At 65.0% G+C, this 15,887-nt stretch carries 23 protein-coding genes and 3 pseudogenes; 19 read left to right on the top strand and 7 right to left on the bottom strand.

Features of this window, described 5'->3' with window-relative positions:
* Positions 1-270, top strand: a 270-nt coding sequence (locus MKL20_RS19720; protein WP_244038098.1) for a hypothetical protein, incomplete at its 5' end; no start/stop codon positions are given.
* Positions 271-407: 137 nt separating this feature from the next.
* A complete protein-coding gene (locus MKL20_RS19715; protein WP_244038097.1) occupies positions 408-662 on the top strand; it encodes a hypothetical protein in 255 nt (84 codons plus the stop codon).
* Between the two features lie 499 nt (positions 663-1,161).
* Here the strand turns inward: MKL20_RS19715 and MKL20_RS19710 are convergent, their stop codons facing one another.
* The 4 genes and pseudogenes from MKL20_RS19710 to MKL20_RS19695 all read right to left on the bottom strand — a co-directional run bounded on the left by MKL20_RS19710 (position 1,162) and on the right by MKL20_RS19695 (position 3,052).
* Positions 1,162-1,347 (bottom strand): hypothetical protein, encoded by a 186-nt coding sequence (locus MKL20_RS19710; protein ID WP_244038096.1) that lies wholly within the window; start codon positions 1,345-1,347, stop codon positions 1,162-1,164.
* Between the two features lie 404 nt (positions 1,348-1,751).
* Positions 1,752-2,399 (bottom strand): annotated as a pseudogene (locus MKL20_RS19705) (SOS response-associated peptidase); the annotation flags it as partial.
* Between the two features lie 156 nt (positions 2,400-2,555).
* Positions 2,556-2,699 carry a hypothetical protein gene (locus MKL20_RS19700; protein WP_244038095.1) on the bottom strand — a complete coding sequence of 48 codons (144 nt, stop codon included), beginning with the start codon at positions 2,697-2,699 and terminating at the stop codon, positions 2,556-2,558.
* Positions 2,700-2,803: 104 nt separating this feature from the next.
* On the bottom strand, positions 2,804-3,052 hold the full coding sequence (locus MKL20_RS19695) for a hypothetical protein (protein ID WP_244038094.1): 249 nt from the start codon (positions 3,050-3,052) through the stop codon (positions 2,804-2,806).
* Positions 3,053-3,247: 195 nt separating this feature from the next.
* Here MKL20_RS19695 and MKL20_RS19690 point away from each other — a divergent pair, with 195 nt between their 5' ends.
* The 3 genes from MKL20_RS19690 to MKL20_RS19680 are packed head-to-tail and all read left to right on the top strand — an operon-like array spanning position 3,248 to position 4,627.
* The gene (locus MKL20_RS19690; protein WP_243918963.1) at positions 3,248-3,541 is read left to right on the top strand and encodes a hypothetical protein; all 294 of its coding nucleotides are present in this window, start codon (positions 3,248-3,250) and stop codon (positions 3,539-3,541) included.
* 11 nt (positions 3,542-3,552) lie between these two features.
* On the top strand, positions 3,553-4,257 hold the full coding sequence (locus MKL20_RS19685) for a hypothetical protein (RefSeq protein ID WP_244038093.1): 705 nt from the start codon (positions 3,553-3,555) through the stop codon (positions 4,255-4,257).
* A gap of 4 nt (positions 4,258-4,261) precedes the next feature.
* Positions 4,262-4,627 carry a hypothetical protein gene (locus MKL20_RS19680; protein WP_244038092.1) on the top strand — a complete coding sequence of 122 codons (366 nt, stop codon included), beginning with the start codon at positions 4,262-4,264 and terminating at the stop codon, positions 4,625-4,627.
* A gap of 442 nt (positions 4,628-5,069) precedes the next feature.
* Here the strand turns inward: MKL20_RS19680 and MKL20_RS19675 are convergent, their stop codons facing one another.
* The 3 genes from MKL20_RS19675 to MKL20_RS19665 form a co-directional block, all read right to left on the bottom strand.
* Positions 5,070-5,483 carry a hypothetical protein gene (locus tag MKL20_RS19675; protein WP_244038091.1) on the bottom strand — a complete coding sequence of 138 codons (414 nt, stop codon included), beginning with the start codon at positions 5,481-5,483 and terminating at the stop codon, positions 5,070-5,072.
* Positions 5,484-5,744: 261 nt separating this feature from the next.
* Positions 5,745-5,996 carry a 3',5'-cyclic-nucleotide phosphodiesterase gene (locus MKL20_RS19670; RefSeq protein ID WP_244038090.1) on the bottom strand — a complete coding sequence of 84 codons (252 nt, stop codon included), beginning with the start codon at positions 5,994-5,996 and terminating at the stop codon, positions 5,745-5,747.
* Between the two features lie 126 nt (positions 5,997-6,122).
* Complete coding sequence (locus MKL20_RS19665) at positions 6,123-6,362, bottom strand: 3',5'-cyclic-nucleotide phosphodiesterase (protein ID WP_244038089.1); 240 nt, start codon at positions 6,360-6,362, stop codon at positions 6,123-6,125.
* A gap of 459 nt (positions 6,363-6,821) precedes the next feature.
* On the opposite strand from MKL20_RS19665, the gene MKL20_RS19660 reads away from it, so the two are divergent.
* The 14 genes and pseudogenes from MKL20_RS19660 (at position 6,822) to MKL20_RS19595 (ending at position 15,628) form a co-directional block, all read left to right on the top strand.
* The gene (locus MKL20_RS19660; protein ID WP_313902740.1) at positions 6,822-7,355 is read left to right on the top strand and encodes a hypothetical protein; all 534 of its coding nucleotides are present in this window, start codon (positions 6,822-6,824) and stop codon (positions 7,353-7,355) included.
* An 80-nt stretch (positions 7,356-7,435) separates the two neighbouring features.
* Complete coding sequence (locus MKL20_RS19655) at positions 7,436-8,209, top strand: citrate/2-methylcitrate synthase (protein ID WP_244038088.1); 774 nt, start codon at positions 7,436-7,438, stop codon at positions 8,207-8,209.
* A 271-nt stretch (positions 8,210-8,480) separates the two neighbouring features.
* Positions 8,481-8,642 (top strand): annotated as a pseudogene (locus tag MKL20_RS19650) (FAD-dependent oxidoreductase); the annotation flags it as partial.
* Positions 8,643-9,033: 391 nt separating this feature from the next.
* On the top strand, positions 9,034-10,524 hold the full coding sequence (locus MKL20_RS19645; RefSeq protein ID WP_244038087.1) for a PAS domain S-box protein: 1,491 nt from the start codon (positions 9,034-9,036) through the stop codon (positions 10,522-10,524).
* A gap of 128 nt (positions 10,525-10,652) precedes the next feature.
* On the top strand, positions 10,653-10,838 hold the full coding sequence (locus tag MKL20_RS19640) for a hypothetical protein (protein WP_244038086.1): 186 nt from the start codon (positions 10,653-10,655) through the stop codon (positions 10,836-10,838).
* Positions 10,839-10,928: 90 nt separating this feature from the next.
* The gene (locus MKL20_RS19635; RefSeq protein ID WP_192710943.1) at positions 10,929-11,189 is read left to right on the top strand and encodes a GlsB/YeaQ/YmgE family stress response membrane protein; all 261 of its coding nucleotides are present in this window, start codon (positions 10,929-10,931) and stop codon (positions 11,187-11,189) included.
* A 49-nt stretch (positions 11,190-11,238) separates the two neighbouring features.
* The gene (locus MKL20_RS19630; protein WP_244038085.1) at positions 11,239-12,225 is read left to right on the top strand and encodes a PhnA-like protein; all 987 of its coding nucleotides are present in this window, start codon (positions 11,239-11,241) and stop codon (positions 12,223-12,225) included.
* On the top strand, positions 12,222-12,728 hold the full coding sequence (locus MKL20_RS19625) for a YsnF/AvaK domain-containing protein (protein ID WP_244038084.1): 507 nt from the start codon (positions 12,222-12,224) through the stop codon (positions 12,726-12,728). Before MKL20_RS19630 ends, MKL20_RS19625 begins: the two co-directional genes overlap by 4 nt.
* Entirely contained in the window at positions 12,725-13,657 is a 933-nt protein-coding gene (locus MKL20_RS19620) for a YsnF/AvaK domain-containing protein (protein ID WP_244038083.1), read from the top strand. The genes MKL20_RS19625 and MKL20_RS19620 overlap by 4 nt, the downstream gene beginning before the upstream one ends.
* An 81-nt stretch (positions 13,658-13,738) precedes the next feature.
* Positions 13,739-14,011, top strand: coding sequence for a hypothetical protein (locus MKL20_RS19615; RefSeq protein ID WP_244038082.1), 273 nt, complete (start codon positions 13,739-13,741; stop codon positions 14,009-14,011).
* Between the two features lie 46 nt (positions 14,012-14,057).
* Positions 14,058-14,357, top strand: coding sequence for a hypothetical protein (locus MKL20_RS19610; RefSeq protein ID WP_244038081.1), 300 nt, complete (start codon positions 14,058-14,060; stop codon positions 14,355-14,357).
* Between the two features lie 39 nt (positions 14,358-14,396).
* Positions 14,397-14,897: pseudogene (locus tag MKL20_RS19605) on the top strand (YidB family protein).
* Positions 14,898-14,993: 96 nt separating this feature from the next.
* Positions 14,994-15,191, top strand: coding sequence for a hypothetical protein (locus MKL20_RS19600; protein WP_243956529.1), 198 nt, complete (start codon positions 14,994-14,996; stop codon positions 15,189-15,191).
* Between the two features lie 74 nt (positions 15,192-15,265).
* The gene (locus MKL20_RS19595; protein ID WP_244038080.1) at positions 15,266-15,628 is read left to right on the top strand and encodes a CsbD family protein; all 363 of its coding nucleotides are present in this window, start codon (positions 15,266-15,268) and stop codon (positions 15,626-15,628) included.
* Positions 15,629-15,887 lie beyond the last annotated feature (259 nt).

The following is a 15,887-nucleotide window of genomic DNA, read 5'->3' as shown; positions in this document are numbered from 1 at the left end:
ATGACCCTGCATCTCCAGCCCGTGCGTGTCGCCACCAGCAGTGAAGACAGCGACGGTCAGCTTGTGTTCGCAGATGGGTTCCTTGTGGCGGTGCTGGTGCACCTGTCCGGGCAGCACGGGTCCAACGCGGGCATGTGGTTCCTGGAGGCTGGGTTCGGCCTGACCGCGGTGATGAGCGCCCCCCTGTTCCTGGATGTGGATGCGGCTCAAGACTGGATCGAGCAGCACCTCGGGACCAAGGGACGCTGCCAAGCCACGACCTCGATCTAACGCAGGTAATTTAGGCGACGCTACCCATCCGCTATGTCGGCCGAACCAGATCCATATCGGGCGGTCCCGTTGGCTGTGGGCTTTTGCCCCCGAACTCATGGCTAACGAGGTCGCACTTCGCAGAAGGAGCGTGTCGAATGGGAGACGAGTCTGCGAAGCCTCCTGAGTTTTGGGACGCGCTTGCCGAGCATGTCACCGCCAAGGTCGAGCCGGTCCTGCGGCAGCACGCGCACGTGCGCCAGCCAGTGATTGTCTACCTGCGCGACCTGGAGGTCCTAGCCCGCCAGGAATGCGACAGACGGGAGGTGATCCAGATCATCGCATCGGGACCCCGCATCCTCGGTGACCGGGAACAGGTCGGACGCCCGGACGGTCCTTTTTCGCGCACCTAGCTCATGGTCATGCGCGGATCCTTGCGATGAGGCGCGTGACCGTGGTGGTCAAGGTTTGCTCTTAGGCCATGCGGCTAGAAGCGGTGTTGCCGTGGCTTCGGCATACCTCAGGGCTACTTCGGCAGGCGCCGCCAGGGTGGCCCACGAAGGTTGGCGGCGGAGGCCCGCGCCTTCGCTTCCCCCGCATCGTGCTCGTGGAGCCACCGGTCTATGTCACTCTCCTCGGACTCGGCAGATGCGCCAGTCGGCAGTCCGCTCAGCCGATCCAAGGCGAAGTCGATGACCTTCCGATCCCACCGCTGCGTGCCTGGGAGCGCGGGCGCTATCATGCCGATGCTGACCCACTGCCGAAAGCCGCCTGGGGTCAGCCCGCAATAGGCCGCCGCGTCCGCTATCGTCAGGCAGCGCGGTTCCAAAGCTACGGGGTCCTTCGGCTGTCTCGGTCGCTTCGTCATGCTCCCTTTCAGAGCGAACTTCGTGCGCTCGTGGATGATCAGGCTCACAGGGGGATGATCCGCTCCTGTTTTTTGCGCTGGCCGGCGCTTGCTTCCTCCTCCAGGGCGGCTTCGACGATGACCGAGCCATCCTTGAAGACGACACGCACGTCCGTGTAGCCGGCAGCACGCATGGCCCGGATCGCCCGCGCGATGTCGGCTTGGGTCACTTGGGCCGGGGTGCGGGGCATCGCCGGGCATCTTTCGCGTCAGATCTCACCATGCTCGCTTTGGAGGATCCTATGCCCGAAACGGACCTTCTCACAGCCGGCGAGGCTGCTAAGTCCCTGCGGATCAGCAGGCGGACCTTCGACGGCCATGTGGCCCGAGGTGAGATCGCCTACATTGCGGTGGGGTTGGGCCTGAAGCGGGTCTGCAAGCGGTTCGACCCTGAGGACATCGCTCAGTTTCGAGACCGGCAGCGGCGTGTGGAATGCCCGCCTGAACCTACTCGGAGGCGTAAGCCCGCCGCGCAGTTACCCGAGCACGGGATCATCGACTTCAGGGCATTGTCGGAGGAGCGGCGCGCCGCGCGACGGGCCGAGCGGCAGGCGAAGCGCGACGGCGGCCTCTCATCCACGTCGTCGGCTCGCCCGTCCTGGCGAGCGCCACAGGCGACGATGACCAGGGCATCATCAGCCAAAGGCCGCTGAAGATCCTTCGCCTCCGGCCAATCGGCCGACAGCCACGTGGCCCACTCCTCCGGCTTCGTGAGGATCACCGGCATCGCCTTCGGGTGCACGGCCCCGACCTCCGCGTTCGGCTCGGTCGTCAGGAAGGCATACAGGTCGTCAGTCGTCTCGCCGTCCTTCACCTTCCGCACGCTCTGCCAGCCCTCAATCAGGATGCCAGCGAAGCAGGTGAGGGGCCGATCCTCGGTCAACGCGAACCACACGGGCGGGTGCGAGCCGTCCGCCGCCTTCTCGTTCTCGCTAAAGCTCGTGAACGGCACGAGGCAACGGTGCGCGGGCGAGAGCCAGCGGCGCCAGTGCGGCGAGGCGGTGTTGCGCACATTGGTGACGCCGGGATCGACCTTCTTGCCCTTCAGCGCAAAGGCAGGCGACGGCATGCCCCAGCGCATTATCGACAGGGCACGGGCGCCGTCGCGCATGCGGATCACAGGCGCCGAGGTGTTCGGGAAGATGCCGGGGAGCGGCGGGAGGTTGCCGGTTTCATCACCCTCGACGCTGAACGTCCTGCCGATCTCTGATTGCCCGCGGATCAAGCTGTAGAGGTTGCACATTTAGGTCGTTCGCCAAGGTCGCGCGGAAATTCAGGACCCGAGGTGACGACCGCTACCCCGCCGCCCTTTTTTCAGGGCTAGCGGGGCGTCGTGCCGTTCCTCACGGCGATGGGCCAGTTACGCGACGCGGCCGAGATACAGGATGGCGCAGCTTGGTTAGCGTGCCGTCAGCGGGGTCGGCCGAGCCTTGTGCCGGAACAGGTCGCTGAGAAGCCGGAACGGCAGGCGCACCAGCTTGTAGGCGGCGTGTGCGGCCATCACGGCGAGAACGGCAACGAGCGCCAGAAGGGCATTCAACAACGCAGGTACTCCTGGCGGTATGCACTCAGCGGGCTGCCCCCGCATTGCTCTCAAGTCGCGCGCCGAACGCGGCGACATCAAGGAGCAGTATGCGGTCGCTCAGATTAGGACGCAGACAATCGCTTGGTGTTGAAAGCGACGTGCTCCCGGTAGCGCGCGATCACGGTTTCGGGCGAACCACCGAGCATCAGCGTCGTCATCGCTTCGCCAGCGGCGTGGATCTTCTCGGTCACCATGGACTGCATCTCGGCTCGGCCCTCGCGCCCGCCCCAGGCGAGGCGGACCATGCGCAGCTCGATGACCCGCCGCGACTCGATCTCTAGCATTATCGATGAAAAGATGGGATTGTACATTGAGCATTCGCACCGAGTGAACACAGTTCCAGTTCAACACGATCAAAGATTATAAAGATCCATCATTAACACGTGTTGGATTTTAGCCACCGATCTTTTATTCGATTGCCCTTGAAGTCGCAGGCCAGAACTTTCAGCCATAGGCATATGTTTCTCGTTCATGTTCGCAATAGCGCGGGCAAGCGAGGTTCATGAGTGTCAGAGCATACCTCCGGTCAAGATAGCCGCCAGGGCAAGCGCGGCAGGCCGGCCCTCTACGTTCTGATCGTCAGCGTCGGCCTGATGCTGACATCCCTGGCCGGGCTGATGATCTGGCAGGGCGCGAGCTCGCCACCCGACTATGCCAGCCAGAGCCAGGCGGCATCGCGCAAGCAGATCACCGGCTCTGAGACCGGCAAGGCAGATGCCCCGTCGTCGGCCAACAGCAGCGGTGTGCCCGGGGGTAATCCAGCATATCCGCAGCCCGCCGTGCGGAGTGCCAACCCATGATTTTATGTGAGATGGCGAACGATGATCCGGTCGAGGCCGCGGTGCTCGAACGCGCACGGCGGAACTTCCTCGACAACGGGCCGAGCGACCGGATGTGGTCGGATCCCTCCTCCAAGAAGGGATCTACGATGAGCGCTGGTTTCGTGCTGAGCGCAGACCAGCGCGCCACGTTCATCGCTGTCGCGCGAAGGGAGATCGCATCCGAGGAAGATACGGTCGAACGGCCGGAGGGATCTCTGCTTCCGAGAGATGGTTCGCGTGCAGGGCTCGGCATTCTCGCGCTGTATGAGAGCCGTAGCAAGGCGCAGGCGGCGACAGCCACGCTGATCGCGGCTGGTATCTCCGAGCGGGCGATCCAGCACGTGACCGCTCCCTCCGATCTGGATGACGGCCGCGCCGAGGCGGCAGCATCGCTTCCCGACGGCCCTGGCCTCTGGGAGAGACTCCGGACGATCGGCGTGCCCCTGGAGGTGCTGGACGCCTGCTGCGTGCAGCTGAGGCAGGGCGCGGCGATGCTGAACCTCGTAGTCGCAGACGCCCAGCGGGACCGCGTGATGGCCATCCTGAAGGACCACGGCTCAGTCGACCCGACGTTGCGCGTCGCGACGTGGCGCGCGGAGGGCTGGGGTGGAAAGTCGCCGGTCTCAACAGAAGGCTGGGGCGGTTATTCCGCCACCTCGACGGGCGCAACGGACATCACGACGAGACGGGAATAAGTTGATGGCCCTGCTCACTCCCGTCAGATCCGAAAAGACCGACCTTGACGCCGTGCGGCGGTACGCGGTGAGCGTCATCGCGCAGTCCGAAGGCGAGGACCTGCAGATGAAGGCGGTCACCCTAGCGCTGCTGGGGGGGATTATGTGGCGCAGCAAGCCAGGATCGACCGAGATGACGCAGGATGGTGATAGCGCCATCGCCGTCCTCACGACGACGCTCGGAGGCCGCCACCTAACATTCTCGTATGATCAGCAGACCGAGTCGATCGTGATGCGCGAGGGCCAGATCGATGGCCCTATCCTGCACAGCTTTTGCAACCGGACGCTGATCGGAGATTTCGAGCAAACCTTCAGGGCGTTATGGCGCTGAGGGAGCACGATCCGATTTCGTTGACCTGAATGCTGGTTCCTCAGACTTGCGAAGCAAAGATTGAGGGTTAGTGGCGTTTGGTCAGCCTCGCCGACGCCGTGAGCCGCTATGCGATAGCCATTAAGCGTTGTCCCGCATGCCATGGGCGCGTCTCTATCAACGGCGCCTATTGCGGTCCTGGCTTCAGCAAGACCATAAGGCACAGGAAGGCCCACAGCAGCTGCCCGCTCAAGCCTGACACGTACTCCGGCGCGCCTTCGCCGCATCCACTAGCGCTTACCTAACCACCGGCTCGGCCCCACCGCCCGATTTGATCACGAGCTGTTGGAGGGAGGTCGGCGATCTCACCGCCATCCCAGCAGGATGCACCAGCCAGATTACGTGCGGCTGTATGGTGCCTCGCGCAGGTGACCACGCGAGGTGAAGCTAGTTGCAGGCAGGCTCAGTACCCGTAGCCGCCGTAGTAGCCGTAGGGCCGGCGGTAATAGCCGTAGGGGCCGCCGTAGTAACCTACTGGAGCATACCCACCGTAGGGGCCGCCGTAGCCATATCCGTAACCGCCGTAGGGATACCCGTAGCCGCCGGCGAGGCCGTATCCGACAGCTGCACCGGTCAGGAGGCCCAAACCCAGGCCGTAGCCGCCGTAGCCATAACCGCGGCCATAGCCGCCATATCCCCCACGGAACCCACCGTAGCCGCCACGGAAGCCGGCGCCGCGAAAACCGCCACCAAAACCGCCGCCACGGAAGCCACCACCGCCAAAGCCACCACCGCCAAAGCCACGCGCATCAGCGCCGGTCGGCACGAAGGCGAGCGCAGCCAGCAGCGCCGCCGAAGCAAGGGCCAGACGTCTCATCAGGATCATCTCCTACCCATGAAGTCTGATCCATGAACTCAGCCGAACGCATAGCGGATCCCATAAGGGGAAGCGCACTGGGTCGCAGATTTGTATCAAGTTGTTGCTGGGTAGACATAAAAGCCCGACCAAGGGGAGATGATCCTTGGTCGGGCACATCCGGGTCGAGCAGTACGGGGCGGTAGTACCCGACGCAGTTGCTTGGCCAACTAGCAGTACGGGCACCAGTTCCCAGGCGTCGACTCAAGCATGGTGACGACGCTACTTGCCGCCACTGCCCTTGTAGGCCGTGATCGCACGCCGGCAGTTCTCCGAGATCTTGTCCATGTTCTTCTTGAAGCAGGCGTCCATCTCTGGGCTGTCCGGATCATTGCCGCTGCAGAACGTGACCGCATCGCCGGAGCAGTAGGTCTTCAGATCTTTGTTGCCGCGCTTTGAAGCCGATGCGTCTGGAGCCCCGAGAACTGGAGCCGCGACGGCAATAAGGCCGAGTGTCAGAATGATGCTTCGCATATTGGATGCCCAGTTGGAGGAATTCGTTGATGCGCTAACGGCTCGACCCGGTGAGCTATCCCTTACGCTGACGGAGCCGAGGCTCGGCCACTGCGCGGCATTCAGGAGGTGAATGAGCGGTCGGTGCTACTTACCGCCGGCCTTCTCGTAAGCGTCGATGGCGCGACGGCAGTTCGGGGACATCCGGCTCATATGCTTCTTGAAGCAGGCGTCCATTTGCGGGCTGTTCGGATCGATGCCCGCGCAGAACGCGAGGGCGTCCCCTGCACAGTTGGTCTGCAGGTCCGTGTTGCCGCGGTTGGGCGCCTGCGCTGAGGCAGGGGCGGCAAGGGCGATGGCGCTGACGGCGAGTATCACGCTGCGCATACTTGGTCCCTGACCTAGGCAATTCGTCGAGGCCTAACGAACCTGGCGCCAGTTTTTATCCCTTCCGCTTCCGAAACCGGATCCCGGCCCCGCCGCCGTTCTCGGGGATGAACTCAAGGCTGGGGATCATGATCGAAGATCCGCGGCGGCTACGGCCGCCGATGACCATGTTTGCCGACGAGTTGAGGCGCGCCATCGAGGCCGCGGACTGAATCACCCTGCCCCAGGTGACGGCGCTGCTTTAGCGCGCCTACGGGGATGGGAAGGTCACAGAGGCCGAGAGCCTGTCCGGCCTGATCGAGAGGAGAACATTGTCTACGAGTAGATCGCGGTCCGAACAGACCTCGAACCCAACAGAAACCGTCACACCCCAAACAGGGGATCCAGCCAAGAACGTATCAAGTCTTGTAGGATCGCCCAGGAGGGCCGTCGGCTCCCGGCCACGCAACGGGCGCCTCGATGGAGCGTCGCCGCCGCTGGGCTGCCTCTGGCCGCATGCCGCAGGCTATCGTCGCCCGGTTCACCCTGGCCGAGCAGGCTGTGCTCTCCCTCGTGGCTGCCGAGGTCGCCCGCCGGAAGTACTGCCGGCGGTCGATCGAGAACATGGCCGCTGTCACCGGCGTGTGCCGCTCGACCGTGAAGAACGCGATCCGTGAAGCGGCCCGGCAGGGTCTTTTGACCGTCGAGGAGCGCCAGATCACCGGCTTCCGCAACGACACGAACGTGCTCCGGATCGTCTCGCCGGAGTGGACAGCCTGGCTGCGATTGGCCCGGAAGGGGAATACCGCCTGGCCTACCCCTGCCCAAAGGAAAGGTCGTCACGGCCCCGTCTTTCAAGAGGGAGGGGTCAAAAGCGTGACCAACACGCCTACTGAAGTTCTAGTCCTGTCAGAATCGGGGAAAACCGAACCGAAAAAGGGCTGCCGACAAGCGGCGGGCGACCTCAACCGATCTGGCAGGGCGAGAATCCGCGCGGGTCGTGGCCTGGGTTGAGCTATGCGGTGATGGTCTGCCGCCGTTCGGAAGAGCGGACATCGCAGACTTCGAGCTCAACTCAGGGAGACCGCACCTCAATGGCAGTCGCTGTGACGGCGCAGGAGATCCTGGCGCACCCTCGGTTCGCCGAGGCGCGGGCAGCTCACGTCAGTGCGGTCGTCGAGTTGTTCAAAGCCGACGCTCTCGCCATGCGGATGATGGCCGATGCGGGGATCATCATCCTTCGCGGCTTCATCGTCGGCTTCCACTTCGCCTTCGACCCGGAGGACCGAAACACCTGGGCTACGCCCGGCAATGTGCGGCGCATACTGGTCGAGCGTGGCTTGGCGAGCCCTCGAAGAGTCGACGATCTCCTGGCTCGGTTCCGCCAAGCCGGCTACCTCGAAGCCGCTTCCGCGCCCGATGATCGCCGCGTAACTATCCTCGTTCCAACGGCGCGGGTGATCGCTCACGACCGTCACCACCTCGCGGCCTACCACCGCTTCCTGCTCGACCTATTTCCAGGGCGCGGCTACGAGTGGGCACTGGAGCAGGACGAGCGCACCCATCGTCTCATCCGCCTATCAGGCCTACGCGATCCGCGCGCGGCGGCACTGCTCGCTTCGTTTGAGCCACCTGAGCCTGTTACGCGGATGATCTCGAAGGTTGAGGCTACGACGGGATTGCGGCCGACCATCGATGTCGCTCTGGCAGCCCTGACTGAACGGTACGATCTGCCAGAAGACGCGCCGTTCGCGTTATTCGCTATCGGACGAAGCGTGGGCTGGCTCGCGCATAGCATCGAGCAAGTCGCATCACAAATAATTATTAGACCACGAGCAAAATATATTGGCTTGAAGCTAAATAATTAGGGTAGAATGGGATCTAGCTGGCGGCAAAATATTTTACACTCGACGATTAAATCAAAAGCGATCCTGCGATATCTGCATCACCTGTGGATCGGCTTCGAAGCGTAACCCATTCCGTAAACAGGCTCAACTCATTGAGATGAAGCCTGAATTGGACGGCGAAGTGGGATCGCGATCGACGCTGATCGTGACCCCACCTCAATCTCATTGTTTACAGTTTGAACAGAGATAGATACATTTACTCCGATGGCATACTTCGACGCCTATTGACACGCGGGCGCGGTTGGCCCGGCCTTTCGAGGACAGGCTGTTATTCGCGGGCAAGGCGACCCACCCCTTCGATTTTACCACCGCCCACGGAGCTTACGACAGCGGGCGAAGGGTTGCGGACGAGGCCATGGCAGCGCTTCGGTACAGACAGGAGAAAGCGGCCTGACGGAAGCCCGACAGCATCCGTATGGCCGCAGATGCCGGAACATACGGGGCGGACTTCCGACCCTCTCGGACACCACTGCCGACGACCGCCGATGCCTGGCCAGGTAGGCCGACCGGGTCATTCGGAAGGGCCAACCCTTCTTCTAAAACCTGGCGGATGCGGTTGGGCCGTTCGTCATGCCCCAGTCCGAAGCGGTCGAGGGCCGAGGATCGGATTGCAGGGGTTTCCCAGTTTCGAAACGCGAGCCGGTCCCAGGCGACGACCTTCCCGACGAAGGCAAGGATGCCGGCCAGCGATATCAGGGGTATTGCCCGACGCATCGTTTGGGACGTTGGCACCCATGCGTGGATGCGAGGCGGCCATTGATGCCCTTCGAACGAGGCGAGCCATCATGACCCAGTTCGAGCAGCGGCAACTGGCGCAGGTCGTCGACGGTCTCGCGGAGGGCGTGATCCTGATCGAGCCGGATCACACCATCGCCTACGCCAATGACGCCGCCCTCGCGATGCATGGGGTCACCGAACTCCGTGACCTCGGAGCCACCGTCGCCGAGTACCGTGGCAACTTCATCCTGCACTACCGCAACCATCGCGAGGTCGGGCCGCTGCAGCATCCGGTCGAGCGCATCCTGGCCGGCGAGGCGTTTCGCGATGCGGTGGTCGAGGTCCACCATTTCCGGGATCCCGCGAGGACGTGGACGCACCGGATGCGGGGACTCGTGACGACGGACGATGCCGGCACGCCAAACGGACTCGCCCTGCTGATGCAGGACGCCAGCGACCGCTACGAAGCCGAGGAGCGGTTCGAGTGCATGTTCCGGGCGAATCCCGCCCCGGCCGTGGTGTGCCGGCTCTCCGATCTGCGTTACGTCAAGGTCAACCAGGGCTTCATCGAGCTGACCGGTTACGCCCGCGACCAAGTTCTTGGCCGGACCTTCACCGAGGTCGACCTCATTGGCCAAGGCGAGCGCCGCGCCTCCGCGGTCGAGCACCTCCATGCCGGCACCACCATCCGCCAGCGGGAGGCGTGCCTCTCGGTGCCGTCCGACGCCGAGAAGTACGTCATCGTCGCCGGCCATCCCATCGAGATGCCCGGCGGCGAGCGCTGCATGCTGTTCACCTTCGCCGACCTGGAGGACCGACGGAAGGCCGAGGCGGAGCTCCGTCTCAGCGAGGAGCGCTTCGCCAAGGCGTTCGAGCTCAGCCCGATCCCAACGGCTCTCCTGAGTTCGGACGCGAAGGTCCCGACTAGCGTCAACGAGGCCTACGCCGCAGCCTTCGGGAACGCCGCGCACGCCACGTCCGTGCCCTGGGCCGAGGAAGCGGAACGGACCCGATTCAAGCGTGAGCTCCAGCGCTACGGAAGGGTCCGGGCATTCGAGGGACGGCTGCGAACCCAAGACGGCGACGTGCTCGACTGCCTCGTCTCCGCCGAGAGGGTCAGCGTCAACGGAGGTGACGGGCTTCTTTGCGCCGCCCAGGATATCTCGTCGAGAAAACGGACGGAGGTCGAACTCATCTCGGCCATCGAATCCGTCATGGCGGACGCGTCGTGGTTCAGCCACGGCGTGATCGAGAAACTCGCCCAGCTGCGCAATCCTCCCAAGCCGGGCAAGCCGCAGGCGATGGTCGAGAGGCTCACGACCCGCGAGGGCGATATGCTGGAGGGCATCTGCCGCGGCGACACGGACGAGGAGATCTCTAAGGCGCTCGGGGTCTCGCTGAGCACGGTGCGCAACCACGTGGCGAGCCTGTACCGCAAGATCGGTGTCAACCGCCGCAGCGCCGTGGTGGTCTGGGCCAGGGAGCGTGGGATCGGCGAGAAGACGTCGATTGAGCACTACGGCAAAAATACAACTCGAAAACCAGGTCGAAAACACTAAGCGGATTAAGCTGAAATACTTTTATGTAAATCGCCGGAACATCATTTCCATTGAAGTATTCGGTGGGTGTAGCTCTGCTCGATCCGGGCATCTCGAAGACGGCTAGGCCGGACAGAGAAGTGTAGCGGATGGGCAAGGACCGGAAGGTTCTATCGAGTGATCATGCCCGTGCCCTGATCAAGCAGGCCATCGGCATGATCTTCGGGGACACCGAGGTCGAGGCGGAGGCCACGACCGAGATCGTCGCGATCAAGGCGCGTCATACCACGACGAAAACCAAGCCCGACCAACCCCGCAGGCTATCGAGGTCGTAGCGGTCAAGCCCACACGCCTTCGAGACCAATCCCCAGCCCGCGCAGGCCCTGCGTCGGGACCTGTCATCACGCCTAAAACCGGAGCCCGTCATGTCTCTCCTCGCCTGGATCGTCCTCGGCCTGATCGCCGGCTTCATCGGCAGCAAGATCGTCAACAACACCGGACAGGGCCTGCTCGTCGACATCCTACTCGGCGTCGTCGGCGCGGTCGTCGGCGGGTTCCTGTTCAACCAGTTCGGCGAGCCCGGCGTGTCGGGGGTCAACCTCTACAGCCTGCTCGTCGCCATCGTCGGCGCCGTGATCGTGCTGTGGCTCTACCACATCGTCATGGGCCGCCGCCGGGTCGTCTGACCCACCGCGCCCTTCCAGCTTCGCAAACTCACAACCCAGGAGATCCACCATGGCCACCGTTACCGAGCCCACGCCCGTATCCCCCGGACGCCCGATACCCGACCGCGCCGTCGTCGACCGCGAGCTGCCGCAGACCACCATGGTCACCCCCGCTGAGGACATGCGCACGATGATGCTGCATTCCGTCTCCTGGGGTGCCGTGCTTGCCGGTGCCACGGTGGCCCTGATCTCGCAGGTCATCCTGAACATGCTGGGGCTCGGCATCGGCCTCTCGACGGTCGATCCGATGGGTGATGGCACCCCGGCGGCGAGTTCGCTCGGCATCGGTGCCGGCCTGTGGTTCGTCGTCTCCGGCGTGCTGGCGGCCGTCGCCGGCGGCTACTTCGCCGGACGCCTGTCCGGTAAGCCCTCGACCTCGACGGCGGGCTATCACGGCCTCCTCGCCTGGGCGGTCTCGACCCTCGTGGTGCTGTACATGCTGTCGTCGGCCGCCAGCGGCATCGTCAGCGGCGCCCTCGGCACGGCCTCCTCGGCCATCGGCGGGGTCGGCAACGCGATGGGCGGCTCTGTCTCGACCTTGGCACAGGCCGCCGCCCCGTCGCTGACCAAGGTCACCGACCCCTTCTCGAACATCGAATCCAATGTCCGCAACGGCACCGGATCTGATCCGGCCGCGCTGAAGGACACCGCTGTGACCGCGATGCGCGCCGCCGTCTCGGGTGACGGCGCACAACAGGCCGCCGCCCAGGAGAAGGCCGCCGTGGCCCTTTCCAAGGCGCAGAACATCCCGGTCGAGCAGGCCCGGACCCAGGTCGTGCAGTACACCCAGCAGTTCAGGGAAACCGTCGCCTCGGCCAAGGAGCAGTCCAAGCAGATCGCCGACGCCACGGCGCGCCGCGTATCCCAGGGTGCGTTGTTCGGGGCTCTCGCGCTGATCTTCGGGGCGCTCGCCTCCTTCTTCGCTGGCCGAGGTTCGGCCGTCGATCCGACCGTCACCCGCACCGCCCCGAATACCCTGACCCCGCGCCGGGCATGAGCGTCGGCGATCCCGCCGCGACCGAGCCCCACGGGCTCGGGACGCGCTTCGGCACCGCGGCGGAGGTCGCCATCGGTGAGGAGGCGGTCCTCCCGCTGATCGAGGAGACCGCGCGCATCGAGAAGCGTGCGGTCGAGACCGGACGGGTCCGTGTCAGCACGCGAACCGACACCCTCGACCAGGTCCTGCGCGAGACCCTGCGCAGCGACATGGTCGGGGTGACCCGGGTGCCAGTCAACCGGACCCTCGCCGAGGGCGAGGCACCCCCGGTGGTCAGGACGGAGGCCGGGGTGACCATCATCCCGGTGCTGGAAGAGATCCTCGTCGTCGAGAAACGCCTCGTCCTGAAGGAGGAGGTGCACATCCGCCAGACCACGGCGGGCGAGGACGTCGAGATGCCGGTGACGCTGCGCAGGCAGCACGCCGTGATCGAACGCGTGTCCCCCGAGGGGCACGTCACGGAACAGGCCACCACGCACCCGTCACAGGAGCCGACATCATGACCCAGACCATCACCGCCATGTACGACACCCATCCCGAGGCGGTCGCCGCCCAGGGCAAGCTCGTCGGTCTCGGCATTCCCGCCGGCGCGATCAAGCTGATTTCCGGCACCCAGGCCGGCTCGGCCGGAACCGCGACCAGGGCCGACGAAGGCATGTGGGGCTCGATCAAGGACTTCTTCATGCCGGAGGAGGACCGTCACGCATACGGCGAGGGACTGCACCGCGGCGGCACGATGCTGAGCGCAGAGGTCGACGACGCGCACGTCCACGCCGCCTCCGATATCCTGGAGGAGCACGGTTCGGTCGATCTCGACGAGCGCGAGGCCGCCTGGCGCAAGGAAGGCTGGGACGGTCGTGCGACCGGTTCCACCACCGGGACCGCGCCGGTTGCCGCCGGAGCGCTCGGTCAGGGTGCGATGTCGTCCGACCACGCCGCCACGACCCGCGACACCGGCCTTCACGCCGCTGCACCGTCCGAGGCCGTCGCCGCCCACGGTACCGTCACAGGCACCGATTACATCCCCGTGGTCGAGGAGCGCCTCAACGTCGGCAAGCGCATGGTCGATGCCGGCCGGGTCCGGGTTCGGTCCTACGCCGTCGAGAAGGATGTCAGCGAGAACGTCACCCTCCACGACGAGACGGTGAACGTCGACCGTCGCGTCGTCGACCGCGCCGTCACCCCGGGCGACATGGCGCTGTTCGAGGAAAAGGTCATCGAGGCGACGGAGATGCGCGAGCAGGCGGTGGTGTCGAAGGACGCCCGCGTCGTCGGTGAGGTCGGCATCCGCAAGGATGCGGCCCAGCGGGTGGAGACCGTGACCGACAAGGTCCGTCACACCGAGGTCGAGGTCGAGGACGGTCGCGGAACGGTAAGCCGTACCGGCACCACCGGGACCACGACGGAAACCACCCCGCGCAAGCCGCTCTGAAACGCTGAAGTCCGGGACCGGTTCGAGCCGGTCCCGGTTCCGTACGATCCCACGTCCACCTTTCGCGAAAGCCCCGTTGCCGTGACCAAGCTCCGCCACCTCGTCGTGTTCGCGGCCGTCACATCGTCATGCCTCCCGCTCGGCGCGCAGGCTCTTGAGAAGACCGGTTCCAGGGCGTCGCTGAAACCCTTCTGCTCGGCCGACTATGCCCGTCTCTGCAACGGCCTCGACCTGAACGGACCCGAGGTCGTCGCCTGCTTCCGCAGGAACGCCCGGGAGGTCTCGCCAGGCTGCCGCGCGGCCATCGCCGACTACGTCGAGACGGCTTCCGAACAGTCCGTTCCCTCGCGGTAGTGGTCGCTCGCCTGCCCGGTCCACCCCCCATCCCGAAGGAAACACCATGAAGATCCTCACCACCCTGACCGTCGCGACGACGATGACGCTTCTTGGCGTTGGCCTCGCCTCGGCGAAGCCATGTGCGGTCGGAACGACCACGAACAGCACTGGCCAGAAGGGCTCGGCGGACGCTTCCTCGAAGGTCGACGGGAACGCGACCGGGAAGGTCTCGCCCGGTGCCAAGGCAGAGTCCCCCGGGACGGTCGGGGCGATGAACAACGTCGGCTCGAATGCGACGCCCTCCGCCAACGAGGCGAAGCCGCCCGAGGGCAAGGTGGTGAAGCCCGGCGACGACGATTGCTGATCGGTACGACGACCCCTCTCACCGGAAAGGAGACACCCAATGAGTGACGGCTTCCCCTCTATGACGGCGCTGCTCGGCCTGTTGGCCGTGGCGGGCTTCCAGAACCGGGATAATATCCAGGAGATGCTCGGCGGAGCCGGCCACGGTGGTCCCACAACCCCAGGTGCGCCCGCCGGACAGGGCGGGATCGCGGGACAGGGTGGTCTCGGCGGCCTGCTGGGTAATCTCTGAGGCGCACTCGGGGGTGCTGGTGCCGATGGCCTGCTCAGTGGCGGCCTCGGCCAGCTCGTCGAGCGCTTTCGCGAGAACGGCCACGGCGAGGCCGCCGATTCTTGGGTGAACCATGGTCCGAACGCCGAGATGAAGCCCGACCACCTGAGGTCGGCCATCGGTTCCGACGTCCTCGATACGCTGTCGCGGCAGACCGGCCTTTCGCACGACGACCTTCTGTCCAGGCTCTCGCGCGAGCTGCCGTCCGCGGTGGACCGCTACACCCCCGACGGCAGGCTACCGTCTACGGTCGCCGGCATGCCGGCGTGATGAACCCCCGGTCGATCCCACCAGTGTCGAGGATCGGAACCGACCGGCCACCACGTTCGCACCGGGGCACATAAATCCCCGTCACGGGAGGGACAGATGTCCGGAAACGCGCACGCCAAGGCCGCCGAACACCATGAGGCTGCGGCGAAGTCACACCGGAAGGCCGCTCGACACATCGACGCCGGCAACGAGGAGAAGGCCGCCGAGCACGCCTCGAAGGCCGACGACCGGGCGAAGAAAGCCAACCAAAGCTCGATGAAGGCGCGACCCGGGAAGGCTGCGTCGAAGGATTAGTCAGTGCCTCGCATCGGCTCGAAGCGCGTTTCGCAGCGGGCCAGCTCAACCTTGAACCGAATGGAAATTGACCAATGGACGAGAACCGCATCACCGGCGCCGCCAAGGAACTCGGCGGCAAGGTCCAGGGCGCCGTCGGTGACGTCACGGGCGACCGCGAGACCCAGGCCAAGGGCACGGCCAACGAGGCGAAGGGGACCGTCGAGAACTTGTACGGACAGGCCAAGGACGCCGTGCGCGACGTTGCTGGACAGGCAAGCGACCTCGTCGACAAGGCGATCAACAGGGGCCGGGACGCCCTTCCCGAGGCCGAGCGTGCCTACCGCCAGGGTGGAGATGCTGTCGCACAGTATGCGAAGGAGTCCCCGCTGATGCTGGCGGCCATGGCCGGAGCCATTGGATACCTGCTTGCGATGGTGATCCACGGCCGTCGCTGAACTGTTGCCGTCCGGGGTTAGGCTTACGATAGGCGTGGTCCCCGACCGGGGACGAGACGATGGGGACCCTCGATGCCACCCATGCGCACGCTGATCCACGACGGGTCCAACGACGACTGCTGGTACCTATGCCGCGGCGGTGACCCTGCCGACGTGTACGTCTTGCATGAACCGAACGGGCCATCCGGCGGGAGGCCGTCCCGCATCGAGCTCGCAGCTTTCCTTGCTGCGGCGGACGGCTCCCCCGAGCACCGCGCCC

The sequence above is a fragment of the Methylobacterium sp. E-066 genome, assembly GCF_022829635.1.
Classification (GTDB): Bacteria; Pseudomonadota; Alphaproteobacteria; order Rhizobiales; family Beijerinckiaceae; genus Methylobacterium.
Note: the sequence above shows the minus strand (reverse complement) of the source record. Positions and strands in the feature narration are given on the sequence as shown.

Coding starts and splice junctions, on each gene's coding strand:
- MKL20_RS19640 (WP_244038086.1), top strand. CDS start 10,653: ATGGGCAAGGACCGGAAGGTTCTATCGAGTGATCATGCCCGTGCCCTG.
- MKL20_RS19660 (WP_313902740.1), top strand. CDS start 6,822: ATGGAGCGTCGCCGCCGCTGGGCTGCCTCTGGCCGCATGCCGCAGGCT.
- MKL20_RS19670 (WP_244038090.1), bottom strand. CDS start 5,996: ATGCGAAGCATCATTCTGACACTCGGCCTTATTGCCGTCGCGGCTCCA.
- MKL20_RS19665 (WP_244038089.1), bottom strand. CDS start 6,362: ATGCGCAGCGTGATACTCGCCGTCAGCGCCATCGCCCTTGCCGCCCCT.
- MKL20_RS19620 (WP_244038083.1), top strand. CDS start 12,725: ATGACCCAGACCATCACCGCCATGTACGACACCCATCCCGAGGCGGTC.
- MKL20_RS19685 (WP_244038093.1), top strand. CDS start 3,553: ATGGCGAACGATGATCCGGTCGAGGCCGCGGTGCTCGAACGCGCACGG.
- MKL20_RS19710 (WP_244038096.1), bottom strand. CDS start 1,347: ATGCCCCGCACCCCGGCCCAAGTGACCCAAGCCGACATCGCGCGGGCG.
- MKL20_RS19680 (WP_244038092.1), top strand. CDS start 4,262: ATGGCCCTGCTCACTCCCGTCAGATCCGAAAAGACCGACCTTGACGCC.
- MKL20_RS19675 (WP_244038091.1), bottom strand. CDS start 5,483: ATGAGACGTCTGGCCCTTGCTTCGGCGGCGCTGCTGGCTGCGCTCGCC.
- MKL20_RS19635 (WP_192710943.1), top strand. CDS start 10,929: ATGTCTCTCCTCGCCTGGATCGTCCTCGGCCTGATCGCCGGCTTCATC.
- MKL20_RS19645 (WP_244038087.1), top strand. CDS start 9,034: ATGACCCAGTTCGAGCAGCGGCAACTGGCGCAGGTCGTCGACGGTCTC.
- MKL20_RS19695 (WP_244038094.1), bottom strand. CDS start 3,052: ATGTACAATCCCATCTTTTCATCGATAATGCTAGAGATCGAGTCGCGG.
- MKL20_RS19655 (WP_244038088.1), top strand. CDS start 7,436: ATGGCAGTCGCTGTGACGGCGCAGGAGATCCTGGCGCACCCTCGGTTC.
- MKL20_RS19625 (WP_244038084.1), top strand. CDS start 12,222: ATGAGCGTCGGCGATCCCGCCGCGACCGAGCCCCACGGGCTCGGGACG.
- MKL20_RS19600 (WP_243956529.1), top strand. CDS start 14,994: ATGTCCGGAAACGCGCACGCCAAGGCCGCCGAACACCATGAGGCTGCG.
- MKL20_RS19715 (WP_244038097.1), top strand. CDS start 408: ATGGGAGACGAGTCTGCGAAGCCTCCTGAGTTTTGGGACGCGCTTGCC.
- MKL20_RS19610 (WP_244038081.1), top strand. CDS start 14,058: ATGAAGATCCTCACCACCCTGACCGTCGCGACGACGATGACGCTTCTT.
- MKL20_RS19630 (WP_244038085.1), top strand. CDS start 11,239: ATGGCCACCGTTACCGAGCCCACGCCCGTATCCCCCGGACGCCCGATA.
- MKL20_RS19595 (WP_244038080.1), top strand. CDS start 15,266: ATGGACGAGAACCGCATCACCGGCGCCGCCAAGGAACTCGGCGGCAAG.